The sequence below is a fragment of the Azospira inquinata genome (assembly GCF_018905915.1).
Classification (GTDB): Bacteria; Pseudomonadota; Gammaproteobacteria; order Burkholderiales; family Rhodocyclaceae; genus Azospira; species Azospira inquinata.
Map to the genome: position 1 here is coordinate 2,871,124 of NZ_CP064782.1, position 22,445 is coordinate 2,893,568.

At 65.0% G+C, this 22,445-nt stretch carries 18 protein-coding genes; 11 read left to right on the forward strand and 7 right to left on the reverse strand.

Features of this window, described 5'->3' with window-relative positions:
- Positions 1-51 precede the first annotated feature (51 nt).
- The 6 genes from Azoinq_RS13045 to xdhA form a co-directional block, all read right to left on the reverse strand.
- Positions 52-978: an ABC transporter permease gene (locus Azoinq_RS13045; protein ID WP_216128457.1), complete on the reverse strand. Its 927-nt coding sequence runs from the start codon at positions 976-978 to the stop codon at positions 52-54.
- Positions 975-2,105: an ABC transporter permease gene (locus Azoinq_RS13050; protein ID WP_408627075.1), complete on the reverse strand. Its 1,131-nt coding sequence runs from the start codon at positions 2,103-2,105 to the stop codon at positions 975-977. Before Azoinq_RS13050 ends, Azoinq_RS13045 begins: the two co-directional genes overlap by 4 nt.
- Entirely contained in the window at positions 2,086-3,669 is a 1,584-nt protein-coding gene (locus Azoinq_RS13055; RefSeq protein ID WP_216128456.1) for an ABC transporter ATP-binding protein, read from the reverse strand. The genes Azoinq_RS13050 and Azoinq_RS13055 overlap by 20 nt, the downstream gene beginning before the upstream one ends.
- Positions 3,666-4,973, reverse strand: coding sequence for a xanthine dehydrogenase accessory protein XdhC (gene xdhC / locus Azoinq_RS13060; RefSeq protein ID WP_216128455.1), 1,308 nt, complete (start codon positions 4,971-4,973; stop codon positions 3,666-3,668). The genes Azoinq_RS13055 and xdhC overlap by 4 nt, the downstream gene beginning before the upstream one ends.
- 16 nt (positions 4,974-4,989) lie before the next feature.
- Positions 4,990-7,299 carry a xanthine dehydrogenase molybdopterin binding subunit gene (gene xdhB, locus Azoinq_RS13065; RefSeq protein ID WP_232368493.1) on the reverse strand — a complete coding sequence of 770 codons (2,310 nt, stop codon included), beginning with the start codon at positions 7,297-7,299 and terminating at the stop codon, positions 4,990-4,992.
- 169 nt (positions 7,300-7,468) lie between these two features.
- Complete coding sequence (gene xdhA, locus Azoinq_RS13070; protein WP_216128453.1) at positions 7,469-8,977, reverse strand: xanthine dehydrogenase small subunit; 1,509 nt, start codon at positions 8,975-8,977, stop codon at positions 7,469-7,471.
- Between the two features lie 474 nt (positions 8,978-9,451).
- On the opposite strand from xdhA, the gene Azoinq_RS13075 reads away from it, so the two are divergent.
- From Azoinq_RS13075 to Azoinq_RS13085, 3 genes are all read left to right on the forward strand, one after another.
- A complete protein-coding gene (locus Azoinq_RS13075; protein WP_232368494.1) occupies positions 9,452-10,474 on the forward strand; it encodes a BMP family ABC transporter substrate-binding protein in 1,023 nt (340 codons plus the stop codon).
- Between the two features lie 109 nt (positions 10,475-10,583).
- Positions 10,584-11,657 carry an adenosine deaminase gene (locus tag Azoinq_RS13080; protein ID WP_216128451.1) on the forward strand — a complete coding sequence of 358 codons (1,074 nt, stop codon included), beginning with the start codon at positions 10,584-10,586 and terminating at the stop codon, positions 11,655-11,657.
- A 232-nt stretch (positions 11,658-11,889) separates the two neighbouring features.
- Entirely contained in the window at positions 11,890-12,840 is a 951-nt protein-coding gene (locus Azoinq_RS13085; protein WP_216128450.1) for a LysR family transcriptional regulator, read from the forward strand.
- Between the two features lie 124 nt (positions 12,841-12,964).
- Here the strand turns inward: Azoinq_RS13085 and uraD are convergent, their stop codons facing one another.
- On the reverse strand, positions 12,965-13,492 hold the full coding sequence (gene uraD, locus Azoinq_RS13090; protein WP_216128449.1) for a 2-oxo-4-hydroxy-4-carboxy-5-ureidoimidazoline decarboxylase: 528 nt from the start codon (positions 13,490-13,492) through the stop codon (positions 12,965-12,967).
- Between the two features lie 305 nt (positions 13,493-13,797).
- Here uraD and uraH point away from each other — a divergent pair, with 305 nt between their 5' ends.
- The 8 genes from uraH to Azoinq_RS13130 all read left to right on the forward strand — a co-directional run bounded on the left by uraH (position 13,798) and on the right by Azoinq_RS13130 (position 22,436).
- A complete protein-coding gene (uraH, locus tag Azoinq_RS13095; protein ID WP_216128448.1) occupies positions 13,798-14,154 on the forward strand; it encodes a hydroxyisourate hydrolase in 357 nt (118 codons plus the stop codon).
- A gap of 1 nt (position 14,155) precedes the next feature.
- The gene (locus tag Azoinq_RS13100; protein ID WP_216128447.1) at positions 14,156-15,340 is read left to right on the forward strand and encodes a urate hydroxylase PuuD; all 1,185 of its coding nucleotides are present in this window, start codon (positions 14,156-14,158) and stop codon (positions 15,338-15,340) included.
- A gap of 49 nt (positions 15,341-15,389) precedes the next feature.
- A complete protein-coding gene (puuE, locus tag Azoinq_RS13105) occupies positions 15,390-16,334 on the forward strand; it encodes an allantoinase PuuE (protein WP_216128446.1) in 945 nt (314 codons plus the stop codon).
- A 105-nt stretch (positions 16,335-16,439) separates the two neighbouring features.
- Entirely contained in the window at positions 16,440-17,483 is a 1,044-nt protein-coding gene (gene alc, locus Azoinq_RS13110; protein ID WP_216128445.1) for an allantoicase, read from the forward strand.
- A complete protein-coding gene (locus tag Azoinq_RS13115; protein WP_232368495.1) occupies positions 17,476-18,006 on the forward strand; it encodes an ureidoglycolate lyase in 531 nt (176 codons plus the stop codon). The genes alc and Azoinq_RS13115 overlap by 8 nt, the downstream gene beginning before the upstream one ends.
- Positions 18,007-18,264: 258 nt before the next feature.
- Positions 18,265-19,962, forward strand: coding sequence for a diguanylate cyclase domain-containing protein (locus tag Azoinq_RS13120; RefSeq protein WP_216128443.1), 1,698 nt, complete (start codon positions 18,265-18,267; stop codon positions 19,960-19,962).
- Positions 19,963-20,041: 79 nt separating this feature from the next.
- On the forward strand, positions 20,042-21,019 hold the full coding sequence (locus tag Azoinq_RS13125) for an ABC transporter permease (protein WP_216128442.1): 978 nt from the start codon (positions 20,042-20,044) through the stop codon (positions 21,017-21,019).
- 4 nt (positions 21,020-21,023) lie between these two features.
- On the forward strand, positions 21,024-22,436 hold the full coding sequence (locus tag Azoinq_RS13130) for an ABC transporter permease (RefSeq protein WP_216128441.1): 1,413 nt from the start codon (positions 21,024-21,026) through the stop codon (positions 22,434-22,436).
- Positions 22,437-22,445: the final 9 nt, after the last annotated feature.

Genomic DNA, 22,445 nt, shown 5'->3' on the forward strand with positions numbered 1-22,445 from the left:
TCCCCGACCTTCCCGGCCCGCCCGGAAAAGAAGGCGGGCCAGGGGACAGGCTTACTGGCCCGGAATGAAGGGCTTACCCAGGGAGCCCGGGTGATTCAGTTGCAGGGTGCGAGGATTGCGGGAAATCACCACCAGCACCACCACCGTGGCCAGATAGGGCAGGGCGGAGAGGAGTTCGGAGGGCACGGCAATGCCCAGCCCCTGGGCCTGGAACTGGAGAATGGTGACGCCCCCGAAGAGGTAGGCTCCCAGGAGCAGACGCCAGGGTTTCCAGGCGGCGAAGACCACCAGGGCCACGGCGATCCAGCCCCGTCCCGCGGTCATGTTCTGAATCCACATGGGGGTGTAGATGGTGGACAGGTAGGCGCCTGCGATACCGGCCATGGCGCCGCCGAACATCACCGCCAGATAGCGCACCAGGAGCACCGGGGTGCCGATGGCGTGGGCGGATTCGGGGGATTCCCCCACGGAGCGCAGGATCAGGCCGACCCGGGTGCGGTACAGCACCCAAGAGACCAGGGCCACGGAAGCCAGGGAGAGATAGACCACCAGGTTTTGGTGAAAGAGGATGGGCCCCAGCACCGGAATGTCGGAAAGCAGGGGAATGGTCACGGCCTTCAGCCCGGGCAGGCTGTAGCTGACGTAATTCTGGCCCACGAAGGCGGACAGGCCGATACCGAAAATGGTCAGGGCCAGACCGGAAGCCGCCTGGTTGGCGGCTAGGGAAAGGGTCAGAAAGCCGAACAGGAAGGCGGCCCCGGCCCCAGCCAGGCCTCCCGCCATCAGGCCCATCCAGGGCCCCTGGCCGGTGCCCACGCAGGCGGCGAAACCGGCGATGGCACCGATCAGCATCATGCCTTCCACCCCCAGGTTCATGACCCCGGCCCGTTCGGAAATAAGTTCTCCCAAGCCGGCGAAAATGAGGGGGGCGGCGGCACCGAAGGCGGCGGCGAATACGGGAATGAGATGTTCCATCATGGTTGCTCCGATACCACTTGAGGTTGGGCGGGAAGGGTGGGCTTTTTGCCCCGGCTGATGAGGCGGCGCAGGCGGAAATCCACGAACACGTCGGCGCCCAGAAGGAAGAACAGCAACATGCCCTGGAACAGGCCGGTGATGGCGGCGGGGAGTTGCAGGGACACCTGAGCCGCTTCCCCGCCCAGGTAGATGAGGGCCATGAGCAGACCGGAGAGGATGATGCCCGCTGCGTGGAGGCGGCCGATGTAGGCCACGATAATGGCGGCGAAGCCGTACCCCGGGGAAATGTTCAGGTTGAGCTGGCCCACGGGTCCGGCGATTTCCCCCACCCCGGCCAGCCCGGCGGTGAGGCCGGAGAGGAGCAGGCTCACCCATACCGTGCTCTTGGCGGAGAACCCGGCGTAGCGCGAGGCCTGGGGCGCCAGACCGCCCACATTGAGCTGGTAGGAGAGAAAGCTTTTGCTGGTGAAGAGCCAGAAGACCAGGGAGGCGGCCAGGGTAATGAAAATGGACACATTGACCCGCATGCCGTCAAAGAGCAGGGGCAGGGTGGCCGCATCCCCGAACATGATGGATTGGGGGAAATTCATGCCCTCCGGGTCCCGCCAGGGGCCCTGGATCAGGTAGGTGAGGAGAAAGGACGCCACATAGGTGAGCATCAGGGTGGTGAGGGTCTCATCCGCGTTGAAGCGGGTCTTGAGCAGGGCCGGAATCCCTCCCCAGAGGGCGCCCCCTAAGGCCCCGGCCAGGAGCATGAGGGGCAGGGTCAGGTGTTGCAGGGTGGGGTTGGGGGTGCCGTCCAGAAAAATGGCGATACCGCCGCCACAGATGGCCCCGGCGATCAGCTGGCCTTCCGCCCCGATGTTGTAGATGCGGGCCCGGAAGCCGATGGCCAGGCCCTGGGCGATGAGGATCAGGGGGGAGGCCTTGACCAGCAGTTCGCTCCAGCCATTGGCGCTGGAGAGGGGCTGGATGAAAAAGACCTTGAAGGATTCCAGGGGACTCCGGCCCAGGGCCAGGAACAGCAGGGAGCCTGTCAGGAGGGTTAGGACAATGGCCAGCACCGGCGCCAGGAGGCGCATGGTCCGGGAGGACTCGGCGCGGGGTTCAAGCAGATGCAGCATCATGGGAATTCTCCTGGGCGCTGGCCGGGACGGTCAGGGCGGATGAGGCGGCAGCCGTGGCGTTGCCGTCGTCGTTGAAGAGACCGGCCATCTTCAAACCGATGGCTTCCGCATTGGTGGCGGACTTGGGTTCGGCGGGGGCCAGGCGGCCTTCCGCCAGTACGGCGATGCGGTCGCAGATTTCAAAGAGCTCTTCCAGTTCCTCCGACACCACCAGAATGCCCACCCCGGTGCGGGACAGGTCCAGCAGGGTCTGGCGCAGGAAGGCGGCGGCCCCCACGTCGACCCCCCAGGTGGGCTGGGAAACCACCAGCACCTTGGGGGCTTCCATGATTTCCCGGCCAACGATGAACTTTTGCAGATTGCCCCCGGAGAGACTGCGGGCCGTGGATTCGGTGCCGCCGCAGCGCACGTCGAAACGCTCGATGCAGCGCCGGGCCAGATCCCGGGCCTTGGCTCGCAAAACGAAGCCGTAGCGCTTCAAGCCCTGGCGGTGGGCGGTGAGCAGGGCGTTTTCCGTGAGGGTCATGGCGGGCACGGCGCCCCGGCCCAGGCGCTCTTCCGGCACAAAGCAGAGGCCCTTGTCCCGGCGCTTGCCCGCGTCCAGATGGCCCACTGCTTCCCCTTCCAGACACACCGTTTCCCGGGCCACTGGGGTTTCCCCGGAAATGGCCGCCAGCAGTTCTCCCTGGCCGTTACCGGAAATCCCGGCGATGCCCAGAATTTCGCCACTCTGCACGGTGAGGTGAATGTCGTGGAGACTGGTGCCGAAAGGATCGTCGGAAGCCAGGGTCAGGCCCTTCACCTCCAGCACCGGCTTTTGTTCGCCCGTGTAGGCCGGTGCCTCGCACACCGGCAGCTCCCGGCCGATCATCATGCGGGCCAGGCTGCCCGTGGTTTCCTGCTTGGGGTCCGCCGTGCCGGTGACCTTGCCGCCTCGCAGTACGGTGGCTCGGTCGCAGAGGCTCTGGATTTCGTGGAGCTTGTGGCTGATGTAGAGAATGCTCACCCCTTCGGCGGCCAGCTGGCGCAGGGTGCCGAAGAGGGCCTGGACGGCCTGGGGGGTGAGCACGGAAGTGGGTTCATCCAGAATCAGCAGCTGGGGGTTCTGAAGCAGGCAGCGGACGATTTCCACCCGTTGCCGTTCCCCCACGGACAGGCTGTGGATACGCCGTTCCGGGTCCAGGGGCAGGCCGTAGCGCTGGGACACTTCCTTCACCCGGGCGCCCAGGCCTTTCATGTCGTGGGGCCCCCCCAGGGTGAGGGCGATGTTTTCCGCCACGGTGAGGGTTTCAAAGAGGGAAAAGTGCTGGAACACCATGCCAATGCCCAGGGCCCGGGCTTGGGCCGGGTTGGCGATATTGACCTGGCGGGCGTTCCAGACGATTTCCCCTTCGTCCGCGTGGGTGGCGCCGTAGATGATTTTCATCAGGGTGCTCTTGCCGGCGCCGTTTTCACCCAGGATGGCGTGGATTTCCCCAGGCATCACCTTGAGGCTGATGTCCTGGTTGGCCACCACCGACGGGTAGCGCTTGGTGATGTGCCATAGTTCAAGACGAGGTGTCATCGGGAAAAGTCCGAAAGTTGATTAAAAAGCGTTGCAGGGGCAGCTGGCCCAGAGACGGATGTCTTGACGGATGCGGAAGCGTCCGTGGGCAGGCTTTCCGGGGGCCGGGCCGAAGCGCGGCAGGCATCCCTTACTTGCAGAATCTGTGCCACCACCGAGGCGGCGATGACGGCGGGTTCCTTGCCGCCAATGCCCGGGATGCCGATGGGGCAGGTGAGTTCCCCCAGCCGGGCCGGGTCCAGGCCCCGAGCCACCAGGCGATGTTCGAACCGGGCCCGCTTGGTGGCAGAGCCGATGAGGCCGAAATAGGCGTAGTCCTGGCGCCGGAAAATGGCTTCGCAGATGGCGTAATCCAGGTCGTGGTTATGGGTCAGCACCAGGAAATAGGTGCCCGGCTGGGCCTGCTGGGCGGCCCCGGGCAGGTCTTCCCCATCTTCTAGCACCAGGGGGGTGACCCGGGGGGGCAGGTCCCCGGGAAAGAGTTCGGGGCGGCAATCCACCCAGGTAATGCGCACATCCAGGAGGGAAAGGGCCCGCACCAGGGCGGCTCCCACGTGGCCGGCGCCGAAAATCATCAGGGGCAGAGCCCGGTCCGTCAGGGTTTCCCGGTAGCGGAAATAGGCCGGGGAGGGGGTGGCGGAGGGGGCCGGCGCGGACCCGACCCGGAGTTCCGGAGCCAGCCAGCCCGCGTTGCCGGGCAGGGGATGGAGGCCCTGGCATGGTGCGGCCTCCCAAGTCTGGTGCGCGGACAGGGGCGTGGCCTCTGCCTTTGCGCCGATGCCCGGGAGAGAATCCTTATGTTCAGGGCCTTCCAGGGGCGTGCCCCGGGACAGGGCGCGGGCATCCCGATCCGTCAGGGGGCCCACCACCTCACGCCGCCAGGAGTCGCCCCGGGCCAGGGCCCGGCTGACTTCCTGCCAGGCAGCCAGGGCATCCGGAGCGATGACCTCATAGAGCAGCCACAGGGTGCCGCCGCAGCACTGGCCCAGGGTGGCGGCCAGGGAATAGGACACCAGCCGGGGGGGCTGGGCCGCCTCCGGGTGGGCCTGCCCTTCCCCCAGCAGGCGCCGGGCCTCTTCCAGGGCCACCCATTCCAGGTGGCCGCCGCCGATGGTGTCGGCAAAGCCCTGCTTGCCCACCACCATGGCAGCCCCCGTTTCCCGGGGGGTGGAGCCCTGGAGCCGGGCCACGGTGACCAGCACCGCCGGACCTTCCCTCAGGAAGTCAGCCAGGGCGTGGAACCAGGGCAGGGGGCTGGCCGGGGGGGCGGCGTTGGGGCGGGCAGCAGGGATGGGGGCAGTCATGGTGATTCCCTTGCAATCAGCGGGCCAGGTCCCGGATGGCGTTCAGCAGGGTTTCCGGGGTGGCCGGGGCGTCCATGGCAATGAATTTGCGCCCCGTGGGGTCCGTGGCCCCCACCGCTTCCCGCAGGGCGAAAAAGACGGAGAAGGGCAGCATGAGGGGCGGTTCTCCCACGGCCTTGGATTTGTGGATGCTGTCTTCCACATTGGCGTTGTCGAAGAGCTTGACGTTGAACACCGGGGGCAGATCGGCGGCGGTGGGAATCTTGTAGGTGGAGGGGGCGTGGGTCATGAGCCGCCCGTCCGGCCGCCACCACAGTTCTTCCGTAGTCAGCCAGCCCATGCCCTGGATGAAGCCCCCTTCGATCTGACCCAGATCCAGGGCCGGATTGATGGAGCGGCCCACGTCGTGGAGCACGTCCACCCGCAGCACCCGGTATTCCCCGGTGCGGGTGTCCAGAATCACCTCGCTGGCGGCGGCTCCGTAGGCGAAGTAGTAGAAGGGGCGGCCCCGCATGGTCTTGGGGTCGTAGTGGATTTTGGGGGTCTTGTAGAAGCCGCTTTCCCAGAGTTTGATGCGGGCGTTGTAGGCGGCTTTCACCAGTTCCTGGAAGGTCCAGGTCCGATCCCCCGCCGTCACCCGGCCGTTCTGGAACTGGACGGTGGCCGGGGCCACCCCGGCCTGTTCCGCGGCAAAGGCGGTGAGCCGTTCCCGGATGGCGGCGGCGGCCTGCTGGGAGGCCTTGCCGTTTAAGTCCGTGCCCGAGGAGGCGGCGGTGGCGGAGGTATTGGGCACCTTGCTGGTGTTGGTGGCGGAGAGGCGCACCAGGTCCACCGGAATACCCAGTTCCTGGGCCACGATCTGGCGAATCTTGGTGTAGAGCCCCTGGCCCATTTCAATACCGCCGTGATTGGCCAGCACGGTGCCGTCCGAATAGACGTGCACCAGGGCCCCGGCCTGGTTGAACTGGGTCGCGGTGAAGGAAATGCCGAATTTCACCGGGGTGAGGGACAGGCCCCGCTTGAATACGGCATTTTCCTGGTTGAAGCGGGCGATGGCGGCCCGCCGGGCCCGGTAGTCGCAGTCCTTTTCCAGCTGGGCCACCAGGGGGGCGATCACGTTGTCTTCCACGGTCATGCCGTAGTGGGTGACATTGCGGCCCTCTTCCGGGGTGCTGCCGTAGAAATTGGCCCGGCGCACTTCCAGGGGGTCCAGCCCCAGGTAGCGGGCGATGTCTTCCAGCACGGTTTCGATGGCGAAAATGCCCTGGGGCCCACCAAAGCCCCGGAAGGCCGTGTTGGATACGGTGTGGGTCTTGCCCCGCAGGCTGCGGATGGCCACCTGATCCAGGTAATAGGCGTTATCCACGTGGAAAACCGCCCGGTCATTGACCGGCCCGGAAAGGTCCGGGGAGTAGCCGCAGCGGGACACCAGGAGCACCTTGAGACCCAGGAGCTGGCCCCGGTCGTCAAAGCCCGCATCGTATTCGATGTGGAAATCGTGGCGCTTGCCGGTGAGGGCCATGTCGTCGTCCCGGTCCAGGCGCACCTTGACCGGATGACCGGTGAGCTTGGCGGCCACGGCGGCCAGACAGGCCCACTGGGCGGGCTGGGATTCCTTGCCACCGAAACCGCCCCCCAGACGCCGGGCTTCCAGGGTCACCTGATTGACGCTGTAGCCCAGGGCGTGGGCCACGGCGTGCTGCACTTCGGAGGGATGCTGGGTGGAGCTCCAGACGTGGATGGTGTCCTCTTCCTTGGGCACCGCGTAGGCGATGTTGCTTTCCAGATAGAAGTGTTCCTGGCCTCCCAGGTGGGTCTTGCCCTGGAGCCGGTGGGGCGCGGCCGCCAGGGCGGCGGGGGCGTTGCCCCGGTTCACTTCCACCGGGGGCAGCACCTCCGCATTGGCGGCGGCGGCCGCTTCGGCGGTGAGCAGGGCGGGCAGGTCTTCGTAGGTGATTTTGGCGAGACGGGCCGCCTTGCGGGCCTGTTCGTGGGTCTCCGCCACCACCAGGAAAACCGGGTGGCCGTAGTAGAGCACTTCCTTTTCCGCCAGCAGGGGGTCGTCCTTCAGGGTGAAGCTGAAGTCATTGACCCCGGGAATGTCGGCCCCCGTAATGACGGCCCGGACTCCCGGGGCCTGGCGCACCGGCTCCAGGTCCATGGCCAGGATGCGGGCGTGGGCCCGTTCGGACCGGCCTGGGGCACCGTGGAGGGTGCCGGCCAGTTCCCGGATGTCGTCGCAGTAGGTGGCGGCGCCGGTCACATGGAGGACGGCGCTCTCATGGGGAAGGGGGGTGCCTACGGGGGGCAGGGCGGAAGTGTTCATGGACTGCATTCCTATCGCTGGCGGGTGGGTTCCGGGGCCGGGCGTTCCTGGGGCCTGTTGGGGTTGGGGCGGACGCGGGGCGCTGTTTTTGGGGGCCGGAAACCTTTCTCGCAGAAGACCCGGGGACGGCCCCTGGGGGCCGCCTGCCGGTGAGGGTTCAGGGGAGCGTTTAAATGGGGGCGAAGTCCCGCAGGCTCTGGGGCGTTTCCGGGGTCTGGCCCGGGACGCCGGTCTCCTGCCAGAAGCGCTGGAGCAGGTTGGCGGCGGCGGTCAGCCGGTATTCCTTGCGGGCTCGCACGTCGCTCATGGGCTGGTAATCCTGGGCCAGGGCCTGGGCACCGGCCGCTGCCGTGGCAGCGCTCCAGGGCTGGCCCGCCAGTACCCCTTCCGTGGCCGGGGCCCGTTTGGGGGTGGCGGCCATGCCGCCGAAGGCCACCCGGGCATTGAGGATCTGGCCGGTCTGGTCCAGGTGCAGGGCGAAGGCGGCGCAGACGGCGGAAATGTCCTGCTCGTAGCGCTTGGCCAGCTTGTAGGTCCGGAACACCAGTCGGCCGGGCTGGGTGTGACGCCGGGGCAGGCGGATGGTGGCCAGGAATTCCCCCGGGGTCAGGGCGTTTTTCTGGTAGCCCAGGTAAAAGTCTTCCAGGGCCAGTTCCCGGCGCGCCGTGCCTTTTTGCAGCACCACCGTGGCGCCCAGGGCGATCAGGGCGGGCATGGAATCCCCGATGGGGGAGCCGTTGGCCACATTGCCCCCCAGGGTGCCGGCGTTTTTCACCGGGCGGGAGGCGAAGCGCCGGGCCAGATCGGCCCATTCAGGCCATTCCTGGGTGAGACAGGCAAAGGCGTCGGTGAGGCTGACCCCGGCGCCGATGTCCAGGGTGTCGTCCCCCACCTGGATCAGTTTTAGTTCGGCCACCTGGCCCAGGTGCAGGGTGTCCCCCAGGTCCCGGAGCTGTTTGGTGACCCACAGGCCCACGTCCGTGCTGCCCGCCACCAGCCGGGCCTCCGGGTGGTCCAGGCGCAGCTGGGCCAGTTCCGCCAGATTGCGGGGCACGTAGGCCCGATGGCCGCCCCCTTCATAGACCAGGGCCGGGGCGGCGGCCATTTCCCGCAGAGCGGCCAGAATCGGCCCCTGGTCCCAGACGGCCCGGGGCTGCTGGTAGGCCACCGCCACCGAATCCACAATGGGCCGGTAGCCGGTGCAGCGGCAGAGGTTGCCCGACAGGGCGTCCAGTACCGTTTCCTTGTCCGGGCAGCGCTCGTGATTTTCGTAGAGGGCCCAGAGGGACATGATGAAGCCCGGGGTGCAGAAGCCGCACTGGGAGCCATGGGTATCCACCAGGGCCTGTTGTACCGGGTGAAGCTGGCCATTGCCCTGGAGCAGTTTGGCCACGTCTTCCACGGTGAACAGGGCCTTGCCGTCCATGGCAGGGAGGAGTTGGATACAGGAATTGAGGGCCCGGAGCTGGAGCTTTTCCCGGCCTGCCGCGTCCAGGACTCGCTCCCCCACCACCACGGTGCAGGCGCCGCAATCCCCTTCGCCGCAGCCTTCCTTGGTGCCGGTCTGGGTCAGATCTTCCCGCAGGTATTGAAGCAGGGTGCGGGTGACGGGGGCGTGTTCCACCCGGTGGATGCGCCCTTGATAGTAGAACTGTATGGGTCGGTAAGGGGTTTCCATGGTCGTGTCGGCGGTGAGCAATTGAAGAATGTTGTTATAGGGTCAGGTTGGAAAGTAACAAATTCGTTCCGGCCTGGGGCTTATAAAGGTCATTACGTTTCGTTATGGGGTGGGGCCTCATTCATTAAGGCCCGGGGAGCCGGTTAAAAGGTCGGAGCGAGGAAGGCTCCAATTCCCAGGGGAGCCCTGATATGGGCGGCCCGGCCCGGGGAATAGGGCCGGGGCAGGGGGCGTTGCCGGGACGCATCATGGCGCCAAAACCGCCCTCCGACCTGTGTTTCCCTTTATAGGCTCCATAATCCTCCCGACATGGGTACACCCGGGGGGGATTGCTACACTGGCCCCGCATTCGCGAACTCCTTGTTCAACTTACGGCCCCGCTTCAGGGCGGGGGCTTTTTTGGAGAGATCGACCATGGTGTCTGTCCCTAAGCGTTTTAAATCCCTGCTGTGCTGTCTGTCCCTGGCTTGCGGGATGGCATCTCCGGTCCTGGCGGAACAGGCCAAGATCGGCTTCGTTTACATCGGCCCCACCGGGGACCACGGCTGGACCTATTCCCACGACCAGGGGCGGAAAGCCCTGGAAGCTAAGATGGGCGACAAGGTGAAGACCACCTTCGTGGAAAATGTGCCGGAAACCGCCGACTCGGAACGGGTTTTCCGGGACCTGGCCTCCCAGGGCTATAAAGTGATTTTCGGTACCTCCTTCGGCTATATGAACCAGGAAGCCAAGGTGGCCAAGGCCTTCCCCAATACGGTGTTCATGCACGCCACGGGCTACAAGTCCGGCAAGAACATGGGTACCTACGATGTGCGCACCTATGAAGGGGCCTACATGCTGGGGGTGGTGGCTGGCAAAATGACCAAGACCGGCAAGCTGGGGGTAGTGGGTTCCATCCCCATCCCGGAAGTGATCCGCAACATCAACGCCTTTACCCTGGGGGCCCGCAGCGTCAACCCCAAGGTCACCACCCGGGCCGTCTGGGTGAACAGTTGGTTTGACCCGGGCAAGGAACGGGAAGCCGCCCTGTCCATGATTTCCCAGGGGGTGGATGTGCTCATGCAGAACACCGACTCCCCCGCCGTGGTGCAAGCCGCCCAGCAAAAGGGGGTGATGGCCTTCGGTTGGGATTCGGACATGAGCAAGTTTGGTCCCAAGGCCCAGCTGGCTGCCTCCGTGCTGAAATGGGACGTGATCTACGAAGAAACCGTGGATGAAGTCCTGAAGGGCACCTGGAAGCCCAAGGATATCTGGTGGGGTGTGAAGCAAAGCGCCATCAATGTGGAAAACTTCGGGCCCCTGGTTCCCGCCCCGGTGAAGAAGCTGGCGGAAGAACGCCGGGACGCCATCAAGGCGGGCAAGCTCCATCCCTTCGCCGGTCCTCTGAAGGATCAAACGGGCAAGGTTTTCGTCCCCGCGGGCAAGGTCTATTCCGATGCTGATCTGCGCAAGATGAATTTCTACGTGGAAGGTGTGGAAGGTAACATTCCCAAATAAGGCGCCCCTTGGGGAAGGCCCGGGTTCGGCCCGGGGCTTCTCCAGCCAGCCAGGACGGCCGCCCGGTGCGGCCGTTTTTTATGGATTTTTCTCTTACCCGGAGACCTGCATGACTGATTTTCCCCCATCCGCCCCCGACGCCCAGGACCCGGTGACGGCCCTGGCCTGTGGCATGCCCAAGGCCGAGCTGCACATCCACATCGAAGGCAGTCTGGAGCCGGAACTGGTGTTCGCCCTGGCGGAAAAAAACCGGGTCCCCTTGCCCTACGCCAGTGTGGAGGCCCTGCGGGCCGCCTATCGCTTTGACGATCTCCAATCCTTTCTGAACCTCTACTACGCCTGCGCCGATGTGCTGCGCCAGGAGGAAGATTTTTACCGCATGGGTCTGGCTTACCTGGAACGGGCTCGGGCAGATAACGTGATCCACGCGGAAATCTTCTTTGATCCCCAAACCCACACCGCCCGGGGTATTCCCTTGGCCACCGTCCTGCAAGGCCTGAAACGGGCCCAGGCGGAAGGGGAAAAGCTGGGGGTGAGCAGTCGCCTGATTCTCTGTTTCCTCCGCCACCTCTCGGAAGAAGAGGGCCTGGCTACCCTGGAAGCCGCCTTGCCCTATCTGGACCAGATCGACGGGGTGGGCCTGGATTCCTCGGAAGTGGGCCATCCCCCGGGCAAATTCACCCGCCTCTTTGCCAAGTGCCGGGAACTGGGTCTGAGCACCGTGGCCCACGCCGGGGAAGAAGGTCCGGCGGCCTATGTGTGGGGCGCCCTGGATCTGCTTCAGGTGAAGCGTATCGACCACGGGGTGCGGGCCATGGAAGACCCGGCCCTGGTGGCCCGGCTGGTGAAGGAAAAGGTGCCCTTGACCGTCTGCCCCCTGTCCAACGTGAAGCTGCGGGTGTTTCCGGACATGGCCGCCCACAACCTGCCCCAGCTGCTCCAGGCCGGGCTCATGGTGACGGTGAATAGCGACGATCCGGCCTATTTCGGCGGCTACATGAACGCCAATATCCGGGCCGTCCAGGCCGCTTGTCACCTGAGCGCCCGGGATTGGTATCAGCTGGGGAAAAACAGCTTTGATGCCTCCTGGCTCACCCCGGAAACCCGCCGGGCTTATCTGGCCCGGCTGGACGATTATTTCCGTAGCCAGGGGTACGGTGGGGAAATTCCCTCCCAATCCTGATAAAGCCATGCACGAAACCGGTGCGGACACCCCGTTGCGGGGCGTTCCTCCGGTGATCGGGGTGGAGGAGCGCCAGGACGGTGCGACTATCCTGGGCCAGGGAAGGGCCCGCCGGGCCCGGTGGCACAGGGCTCGCGGGGAAACGGGTGGCCCAGGCCCCGGGGAAATGGGGTCAGCTCCCGGTCAGGAACAATGCTTGCTTAAATAGGGCGTCTTCTCCGAGGAGCCCATCTTGCAAAACCGTTCCACCCTATCTTGGGAATCCATTGACGTGCACCTCCTGCGGGTGCTCCATTCCCTGCTCACCGAAGGCAGCGTGTCCCGGGCCGCCCTCAAACTGAATCTGTCCCAACCGGCGGTGAGCACGGCCTTGCGCCGGCTCCGGGAAATTTCCGGGGATCAGCTCCTGGTGCGCAGTCGCAACGGCATGACGCCCACGGAGCGGGGCGCGGCCCTGCTCCAACCAGTGCGGGTGGCTTTGCAGCAGATCGAAATGATCTCCTCCCAGAAGACCACCTTTGATCCTTCCACCAGCCGGCGCCTGTTCAATATCGCCTGCCCGGATTACTTCCATTCCGGCTTTATCGCCGAGGTGATGAGCCGTCTCCTCTGTCAGGCCCCCAACGCCCAGTTTTCCTTCCATTCCATGGGCCAGGACTTCGATTATCAGCAGGCCCTGGAAAACGGGGATCTGGATGTGGTGCTGGGCAACTGGCCCCAGCCTCCGGAAAATCTGCGCCTCTCCACCCTGTTCGACGACACCATGGTGTGCCTGATGCGCAAGGGCCATCCCCTGGCGGACAAGGAATTGACGGTGGAAGACTACCTGCTGGCGGAGCATCTCCTGCCCACCCCCTATTCCGTGGGGCGGCGGGGGGTAATCGACACCTATCTGGCCAAAGAACGGCTACGGCGCAATGTGGCCGCCTATCTGCCTTACCAGAACATCGTGCCCTTCGTGCTGGTGAAATCCAATCTGGTCTTTACCGGCCCCCGGAATTTTGCCGAACACTATGCGGAAACCCTGCCCCTGGTGGTGAAGCCCATTCCCCTGGATTTTCCCGTGGTGCGCTACTACATGCTGTGGCATGACCGTACCCAGTATTCGGACGAGTGCCGCTGGTTGCGGGAGCAGATCACCACGGTGACCCGGGCCCTGGCTTCCGGCGGCATGGAGGAATAAAAACAGCCCCCGGGGTTGAGTCCGGGGGCTGGGTTTGGCTGGGCCGCAAGAATGGGCCCGAGCCGAGAGGTGGGGCACCCCGGGCTTCTGTCCCTGGGGGGCGCCGGCTATAAGGGGAGGATGCCTAGGCTTCTTCCACCAGCCGTTCCCGGAGCCGCAGGGCGGCGATGCGGGCGATCTGGCGCAGGGCTTCGGTGAATTCCTGGTCCGGGGAATTGTCCAGGCGGCTTTCAAAATTGCGGATGATGTCCTGTCGGCTCAAGCCCCGCACCGCCAGGATAAAGGGGTGGCCGAACCGTTCCCGGTAGGCCCGATTGAGTTCCTGAAGGTGGGCGTATTCCTCCGGGGTGCAGGCGGTGAGGCCCGCATTGGCTTGTTCATCCGTGGATTCGGCGGTGAGTTCGCCCCGGATGGCCGCCTTGCCCGCTAATTCCGGGTGGGCCTGGATCAGGGCCTGCTGTTCCGCCGGGCTGGCCTGGTGCAATTCCGCCTCCAGGGCCTGTTCCAGGGCTTGCAGGGTGGGGAAGGGGCGGCGTTTCCAGGCCCGCTGGCTGACCCAGTCCGTGTGTTCGAAAATGCCCGTCAGGGCGGCCACGAACTGGGGCTCGGGAAGGGACGAGAGGTGTTGGGGGGACAGTCTTTCGGTGGCCATAAATAGTCCAGTGGGGCGGGTAGGGCGTGGTTGGTGTTGTTAGGGGCGACGATACGGGCCCGCTCCGGGGGCGACAACCGGCCCCCATGAATAACCACCTTTCGGGTTTCCGCATAGTGGCCCGGCCTGCTGCCAAAGCCCTGCCCTGGGGCGGAAAACCTTAGGGGACGCCAATATACGGGGGGAGCGATAAAGGATATTCATCGGTCCGGGAGCCGGAATTCCTATAATCCAGCCGTGCAAGGACTTCATCCCGCCGGGCTTTTCCCGGGTTCGGGGCAGGAGTCGGAAGGGAAAACACTCACATGGGACGACTCACCACCCACGTCTTGAATACGGCGGAGGGCCTGCCCGCCGCCGCCATGGGCTACGCCCTCTATCGCCTGGATGAAGGCCAGGCGCCCCGCCTGCTGTGCCAGGGTGCCACCAACCATGACGGTCGGGCCCAAGCCCCCCTGCTGGAAGGGGAGACCTTCCTGCCCGGGGTCTATGAACTGGTGTTCGACGCGGGGGCCTATTTCGCCACCCGGGGCCAGGCCCTGGCCCAACCCGCCTTCGTCGGCCAGGTGGTGCTGCGCTTCGGTATTGCCGACGCTACCCAACATTTCCATGTGCCGCTCCTGGTTTCCCCCTGGAGCTGGTCTACCTACCGGGGTTCCTGAAATGGATAGCGCTTACCTCATTGAATGCGGCACCCTGTTGCTGCGCTGGCTCCACCTGGTGGTGGGTATTGCCTGGATCGGTTCTTCCTTTTACTTCGTCTGGCTCGACAATCACCTGCGGGTACCCACGGACCCGGATTTGAAGGAAAAGGGGGTGACCGGGGAAATTTGGGCGGTGCATGGGGGCGGTTTTTACAATCCCCAGAAATACGCCGTGGCCCCGAAAAAGCTGCCGGACGAACTCCACTGGTTCAAGTGGGAGTCCTATAGCACCTGGATGACCGGCTTTTTCCTGGTGGGCACCCTGTATTACTCCCAGGCTGCCACCTACATGGTGGATCCCGCCGTCTCCAGCCTGACTCCGGGCCAGGCCGTGCTGGTGGGGCTGGCGACCCTGGTGGGGGGCTGGCTGTTCTATGACGGCCTCTGCCGCCTGTTTATCAAGCGCAGCCAGCTGGTGTTCGGGGTGATCTACTTCGCCTTCGTGGTGGGGGTGGCCTATGTGCTGACCCATCTGCTGTCCGGCCGGGCCGCCTATCTCCACGTGGGAGCCATGATCGCCACCACCATGAGCGCCAATGTGTTCTTCTGGATCATTCCCGGCCAGAAAAAGGTGGTGGCTGCCCTGGCCCGGGGGGAAACGCCGGACCCGGTGCACGGCCAGCGGGGCAAGCAGCGTAGTGTGCATAACAACTACCTGACCCTGCCCGTGCTCTTCTGCATGATCAGCAACCACTACGCCTTCACCTACACCAATGCCCATGCCTGGCTGGTGCTGGCCCTGATTTTCTTTGCTGCCGTGCTCATCCGCCATTTCTTCAACCTGCGCCATAAGGGGGTGTTCCGCTGGCAGTTGCCGGCGGCGGCCCTGGTGGTGCTGCTGGGCACCTTTGCCTGGATTGCCCCGGCCCAAAGCAAGGTGGCGACTGGCCAAGCCCCCACCCTGGCGGAAATTCAGCCCATCATCGCCCAGCGCTGTGCCGTCTGCCATAGCGAAAAGCCTAGCCTCATGCCCTCTGCCCCGGCGGGGGTGCTGCTGGATACCCCGGAGCGCATCCATGCCCTGGCGCCCCGCATTGTGTTGCAGGCGGTGCAGCTGAAGGCCATGCCCCTGGGTAACGCCACCCACATGACCGACGCTGAGCGGGCCAAGATCGCCGCCTGGGCCCTGGCCGGCGCCCGTTAAATTCCCCGGGGCGGGAAGCTGCCCCGAATCTCGTCTGGAGAAAGTCATCATGTCTGCTGTCATCAACGATCCTGCCGCCTACCCCCGGGACATGGTGGGCTACGGCCCCCGTCCCCCCCGGGCTGACTGGCCCGGGGATGCCCGGGTGGCGGTGCAGTTCGTGGTCAATTACGAGGAGGGCGGGGAAAACTCCGTGCTTCACGGGGATGCGGGGGCGGAGCAGTTTCTCTCCGAAATGTTCAACCCGGCGCCCTATCCGGACCGGCACCTGTCCATGGAGTCCATTTACGAATACGGCTCCCGGGTGGGGGTGTGGCGCATCCTGAAGGAATTTGAAAAGCGGGGCCTGCCCCTCACCGTTTTTGGCGTGGCCATGGCCCTGGAGCGCAATCCGGAGGCCACCGCCGCCTTCCGGGAACTGGGTCATGAAATCGCCTGCCACGGCTGGCGCTGGATTCACTACCAGGAAGTGCCCGAGGCCGTGGAGCGGGAGCACATGGCCATCGGCATGGCCCTCATGGAGCGGCTCACCGGGGAACGGCCTTTGGGCTGGTATACCGGCCGGGATTCCCCCAATACCCGGCGTCTGGTGGCGGATTACGGCGGCTTTCTCTACGACTCGGATTACTATGGGGACGATCTGCCCTTCTGGACCCGGGTTGCCAAGACGGACGGGGAAACCACGCCCCACCTGATCGTGCCCTATACCCTGGACGCCAACGACATGCGTTTTTCTCTGCCCCAGGGCTTTTCCCACGGGGAAGAATTTTTCCAGTACCTAAAGGACAGCTTTGATGCCCTTTATGCGGAAGGGGAAGATTCTCCCCGGATGTTGTCCGTGGGGCTCCATTGCCGCCTGACGGGTCGTCCCGGGCGTATTCGGGCCCTGCAACGTTTTCTCGATTACCTGGAAAAATTCGATAAGGTATGGATCTGCCGCCGGGTGGATATCGCCCGCCATTGGCGGGAAAAGCACCCCTATCTGGCGGCCTGAGCCGTCCCGCTTCGCCCGGCGGCCCAGGGGCTGTGCCGGGCGCCCCTTGAACCCTCCCGGTGGGTCAGGCATGGCCTACCGGTTTTCTGTCCTTAGGGATTGTCCATGGAAAATCTGCTCACCGCCCACCCCGCCCAGCTGCCGGACTGGGCCGCCACCGCCCTGAATCTGGCCGATCCCCGCCTGGGGGCAGAGGCCGTGGCCTGCTCCGACGATTTTTTCGCCCCCATGGCACGCATGCTCCAGGCCACCCCAGCCATCTTTGCCGTGGGCCGCTACGACGACCACGGTAAGTGGATGGATGGCTGGGAAAGCCGCCGCAAGCGGGGGCCGGGCCATGACTGGGCGGTGGTACGCCTGGGGCGGCCCGGCGCCATTGCCGGTTTTGAAGTGGATACCAGCTTTTTTACCGGCAATTTTCCCCCGGCCTGTGCCATTGACGCCTGCGTTTCTCCGGACCCGGTGCCCGGGGCAGCAACGGTATGGGAAACCCTGCTGCCTCCCACCCCATTGGAGGGGGATAGCCACCAGTTTTTCTCCCTGGGGGGGCGGGGCGAGGACCGGGCCTGGACCCATGTGCGTCTCAATATCCTGCCCGACGGGGGAGTGGCCCGGTTGCGGGTTTACGGTCGCCCCGTGCCCGCCTGGCAGGCCCTGCCGGCGGGGACGGAAGTGGATCTCTTAGCAGCGGAAAACGGTGGCCGGGCGGTGGCCTGGAATGACGCCCACTTTGGCGCTGCCGCCAACCTCATTCTGCCCGGCCGGGGCGTGAATATGGGGGATGGCTGGGAAACCCGGCGGCGCCGGGAGCCAGGTCATGACTGGTGCATCCTGGCCTTGGGGGCCCCGGGCACGGTGAGCCGGATTGAGGTGGATACGGCCCACTTCAAGGGCAATTTCCCGGATCGGGTCTCCCTCCAGGCGGTTTGTCTGGAAGGGGCGGCGGACCAGGCCCTGCCCACCCAGAGCCTGTGGTGGCCCACTTTGCTGCCCGAGCAGCCCCTCACGGCGGATGCCCTCCATAGCTTTACGGCGGAAGTGGCGGCCCTGGGGCCCATTACCCATGTGCGCCTCAATCTCCATCCGGACGGGGGGGTTTCCCGCCTGCGCCTGTGGGGCCGTCCGGCCCTTGAGGGCGGCCGTGGTTGAGGCGGTTGGGGGCAAAGGGGCGGAGGAGGCCGGGGCCCGGCTGCCGGTCCAGCCCCTGACCCGGGAAGCCTTCGCTCCCTTCGGCCAGGTTCTGGCTGCCGAGGGGGCGGAGCATTTCACTATTAACGGGGGCAATACGGAGCGTTTCCACGATCTGGCCTCCTTGGACCCGGGGGCCGGGGGCCGGGTGATTGTGAGCATTTTCCGCGGCCAGCCCCGGCCCCTGCCTTTTGCCGTGACCATGATGGAGCGCCATCCCCTGGCCAGCCAGGCTTTCATGCCCCTGGATGGCCGTCCCTATCTGGTGGTGGTGGCACCCCCCGGGGCAGCGCCCCAGGCCGGGGAGCTGCGGGCTTTTCTCGCCACCGGCCATCAGGGGGTGAATTACGCTCCCGGGGTCTGGCACCATCCCCTCCTGGCCCTGGGCCAGGTTTCCGATTTTCTGGTAATAGACCGGGCCGGTCCCGGCCCCAATTGTGACGAAGTGGCCCTGGAAGCCCCGGTTATGTTGCATTTGGATTAAGGAAACGCCCGTTTCCCTGGTCTTTTCCTTGTCTTTTTGCCGTCTTTCTCCCACCGAAGTGAGCACTGGTTTTTCCCTGTTTTCAGGGACTGGCCCGTCCCCGTCGATTCCGCCGGGACGCGGGGCTTGCCGAAACGGTCCCGATGGGGCAGGATTTTTCCTATAGCCAAAAGGGAAGCGCTTTTCCGGCTGCCGATCAAGCACCGGAGCCGACTTCCTGTAGTGAGCGAGGAGTCATGCCGTGAGAGAGGGGACGTAGTGCCGCGTCTGCGATTTTCAGAATCCGCCTACAGCCGCTGGGACGTGTTGGGGATTATGGTGCTGTTGTCCTTTTTCCCCGCCGCCTGGTTGTGGGCGGACAACGGTAGCCTGCCGTCCCTGCCGGACCGGGGGCTGGCCGTGGGGGTGGTATTGGGCCTGGGGGCCTTCATCCTGCTCTTGCTCCTGCGTCTCTACCACCTGCACCAGCTCATGGCCCGCCAGGCTCTGATCCTGGCCCGGAGCCGCGCCGAGCAGCAGCGCCGGGACGCATTCCAGAACACCAAAAACGAAGTGCTGAACCTACTCATTCAGCACCGGCCCCTGCCGGACGTGCTCCAATCCCTGGTCCTCAGCGTGGAACACAGCAATCCGGGCATGCTGTGCAGCGTTCTGCTCCTGGACGAGGAGGGCAAGCGCCTGCTCACCGGCGCCGCCCCCAGCCTGCCGGAGTTTTACAACCGGGCCATCCACGGCACGGAAATCGGCCTGGGGGTGGGCTCCTGCGGGACCGCCGCCTATATCGGGGAGCGGGTTATCGTCTCCGACATCCAGACCCATCCCTACTGGGAAAAATTTAAGGGGACGGCGGCGGAGGCCGGTTTGGCCGCCTGCTGGTCCGAGCCCATTCGGGGCAGCTCGGGAAAAATCCTGGGCACCTTCGCCATCTATCACCGCACCCCCCACGCCCCCAGCGCGGACGACATGGAATTGATCGCCTATCTGGCCCAGCTGGCGTCCCTGGCCATAGAACGGGCCCGTATGCAGCAGGCCCTGGAGGAAAGCGAGGAGCGCTGGAAATTTGCCCTGGAGGGGGCGGGGGACGGGGTTTGGGACTGGAAGGTGAAGACCGGGGAGGTGATCTATTCCCCCCGTTACCGGGAAATGCTGGGCTACGGGGTGGATGATCCCTATCCCAACCGGATCGACAGCTGGTTGTCCCGCATTCATCCGGATGACGTGGCCCGGGTCCAGACCACCGTCCAGGGGGTGCTGGAAGGCCAACTTCCCAGCCTCTCCATGGAATTCCGCATGCGCTGCAAGGATGGGCGCTGGAAGTGGATGCTGTCCCGGGGCATGGTGGTGGGGCGGGACAAGGAAGGCCATCCCCTGCGCCTCATCGGCACCCACGCGGATGTGAGCGACCGCAAAGCGGTGGAAGAGCAGATGCGCCTCCTGGCCCAGTACGACCCCCTGACCGGCCTACCCAACCGGGCCCTGCTGGCGGACCGGCTGCAAATGGCCCTGGTCCAGGCCAAGCGGGACGGGGACATGGTGGCCCTGCTCTATCTGGATCTGGATAATTTCAAGCCGGTGAATGACCGCTTCGGCCATGCCGCCGGGGACCATCTGCTGCGCGAAGTGGCAGCCCGGCTGCGGGATACGGTGCGGGATTCGGACACGGTGGCCCGCATCGGTGGGGACGAGTTCATTCTTCTTTTGCCCGCCGTGAAGAGTAAGGACGACGTGCTGGCGGTGGGGGCCAAAATACTCCAGGTGCTGGCCGAACCTTTTTCCCTGCCCGGGGGGACCGCCTCCGTTACCGCCAGTATCGGCGGGGCCATTTACCCCCTGCACGGGGCGGACGGCAAGGAACTGACCCGGCGGGCCGATGCCGCCATGTACCGGGCCAAGGAACTGGGGCGCAACAACATCCAATTGAGCGAATCCGCCGCCATTCTGGATAAGCCGGCCTGATGGGGCCGGTTTCCCCTTCCCGGGCCTTTCCCCGCCCCGCCGGTAGGCAGTCCGGTGCGGGCTTGGTATAGTCCCCGCCATGTTTGCCTACCTGGTCCGCCGCCTCCTCTATGCATTGCCTATTCTGATCGGGGTCAATCTGCTGACCTTCGCCCTGTTTTTCGTGGTCAATTCCCCGGATGACATGGCCCGGATGCAGTTGGGCAACAAGCGGGTGACGGCGGAAGCCATTAGCCAGTGGAAGGCGGAGCGGGGCTACGACAAGCCCCTGTTCTGGAATGGGGATGCCCCGGGGATGGGCCGGGCCACCCAGACCATTTTCTTTCAGAAATCCGCCCGCCTGTTTGTGGGGGATTTTGGCCGGGCCGAGGATGGCCGGGACATTGGCCAGGAAATCCGCAGCCGCATGGGGCCCTCCCTGGCCATCGCTCTGCCCACCTTTATCCTGGGCCTTTTCGCCGCCATTGCCATTGCTCTGACCCTGACCTTTTTTCGGGCCACCGCCCTGGATTTCTGGGGCGTGGTCACCTGTGTCGCCCTCATGTCCATTTCCGGGCTGTTCTACATCATCGGGGGCCAATGGCTGGTGGCCAAGATGTGGCGCCTGGTGCCCATCTCCGGTTACGGGGCGGGGTTGGAAGCCTGGAAGTTCCTCATTCTCCCGGTGGTTATTGGGGTCCTGGCGGGCCTGGGGGGCAGTGCCCGGTGGTATCGCACCCTGTTTCTCGAGGAAATGGATAAGGATTACGTGCGTACCGCCCGGGCCAAGGGCCTGGCGGAGCGGGTGGTGATGTTCCGCCATGTACTGCGCAACGCCCTGATTCCCATCCTGACCGGGGTGGTGGTGGTCATTCCCCAACTCTTCATGGGCTCCCTGCTCACCGAATCCTTCTTTGGCATTCCCGGCCTGGGCAGCTACACCATTGACGCCATTGCTGCCCAGGACTTCGCCGTGGTGCGTTCCATGGTCTTTCTCGGCTCCGTGCTCTACATCGTCGGCCTCATTCTCACGGACATTTCCTACACCCTGGTGGATCCCCGCATCCGCTTTGACTGATCCCATGAATTTCCTTCCCGTGGTTCTCTGGTCCGATGTGCTGGTCTGGCTCCTGGTGGCGGGGGCCTTGCTCCTGGCCTGGGGCATTGCCCGCAATCCGCCTTTGCGCAGCGCCTGGGCCCGGGTGGGGCAAAGCGGGGTGGGGATGGGGGCGGCGGTGCTGCTGGGGGTCTTTGTCCTGGTGGGCCTGCTGGATTCCCTCCATTACCGGGAGCGGCTGGCGGGCACCCCAGGAGCGGCTCCCCTCTACGGGGTGGAGGTGCTCTCCGCCCTGGATGGGGCCCTGAGCGCCCTGCGGGAAAATAACGAAAAAACCTATTCCGCCCCCCTGGCTACCCGAAGTTTCGCTATGGAAATGGAGACTACCCTGGGGCCGGATGGCCAGCACCTGGAGCGGCGCCAGTTTCCCCGCCTGCGCTTCGGTGGCGCCCACCTGGGTAGCCGGGAAGGGGCGCGGGGGGCGGATATTGCTAAGCGTCTGGCTCTGGCCTGGGGACTGGCGGTGCTCCTCTGGCTGGGGAGTTTGACCGGAGTCCTGGCCCGTTTCTCGGGCAATGCGTGGGGCGCCCGCTGGCAACGGCTGTGGCACCCGGGACCGGAGGAGTTTGCCTGGCGGGGCGTGCTGGTGGCCTGGGGCGGCATTCTGGCGGTGGCCTTACCCCTCTTTTGCCTGGTTCCCGAATATCACGTGTTTGGCACGGACAAGGTGGGCCAGGACGTGCTCTACCAGGTGCTAAAAAGTATCCGCACCGCCCTGGTCATCGGTCTGGTCACCACCCTGGTGACCCTGCCCCTGGCCGTGCTGCTGGGGACCATGGCTGGCTATTTCCGGGGCTGGGTGGATGACCTGATTCAGTACCTCTACACCACCCTGAATTCCATTCCCGGGGTGCTGCTCATCGCCGCGGCCGTACTCATGATGCAGGGGGTGCTGGACCGCCATCCCCAATGGTTCGATACGGCGGCGGAGCGGGCGGACATGCGCCTTCTGGCCCTTTGCTTCATTCTTGGCCTGACCAGCTGGACCGGCCTGGCTCGCCTGCTGCGGGGGGAAACCCTGAAACTGGCCCGCCTGGAATACATCCAGGCCGCCCAGGCCTTTGGTGTTTCCAGCCTGCGTATTTTGCTGCGCCACATCCTGCCCAATCTTTTCCATCTGGTGCTGATTTCCCTGGTCATGGACTTCTCCAGTCTGGTGCTGGCGGAGGCCGTGCTCTCCTATGTGGGCATCGGGGTGGATCCCTCCATGATCAGTTTCGGCACCATGATTAACAATGCCCGCATGGAGCTGGCCCGGGAACCTATGGTGTGGTGGTCCCTGGTAGCCGCTTTCCTCTTCATGTTCGCCCTGGTGCTGGCGGCCAATTTGTTTGCCGACGTGGTCCGGGATGCCTTTGACCCCCGCCGGCGCGCCTAGGATTTGCCC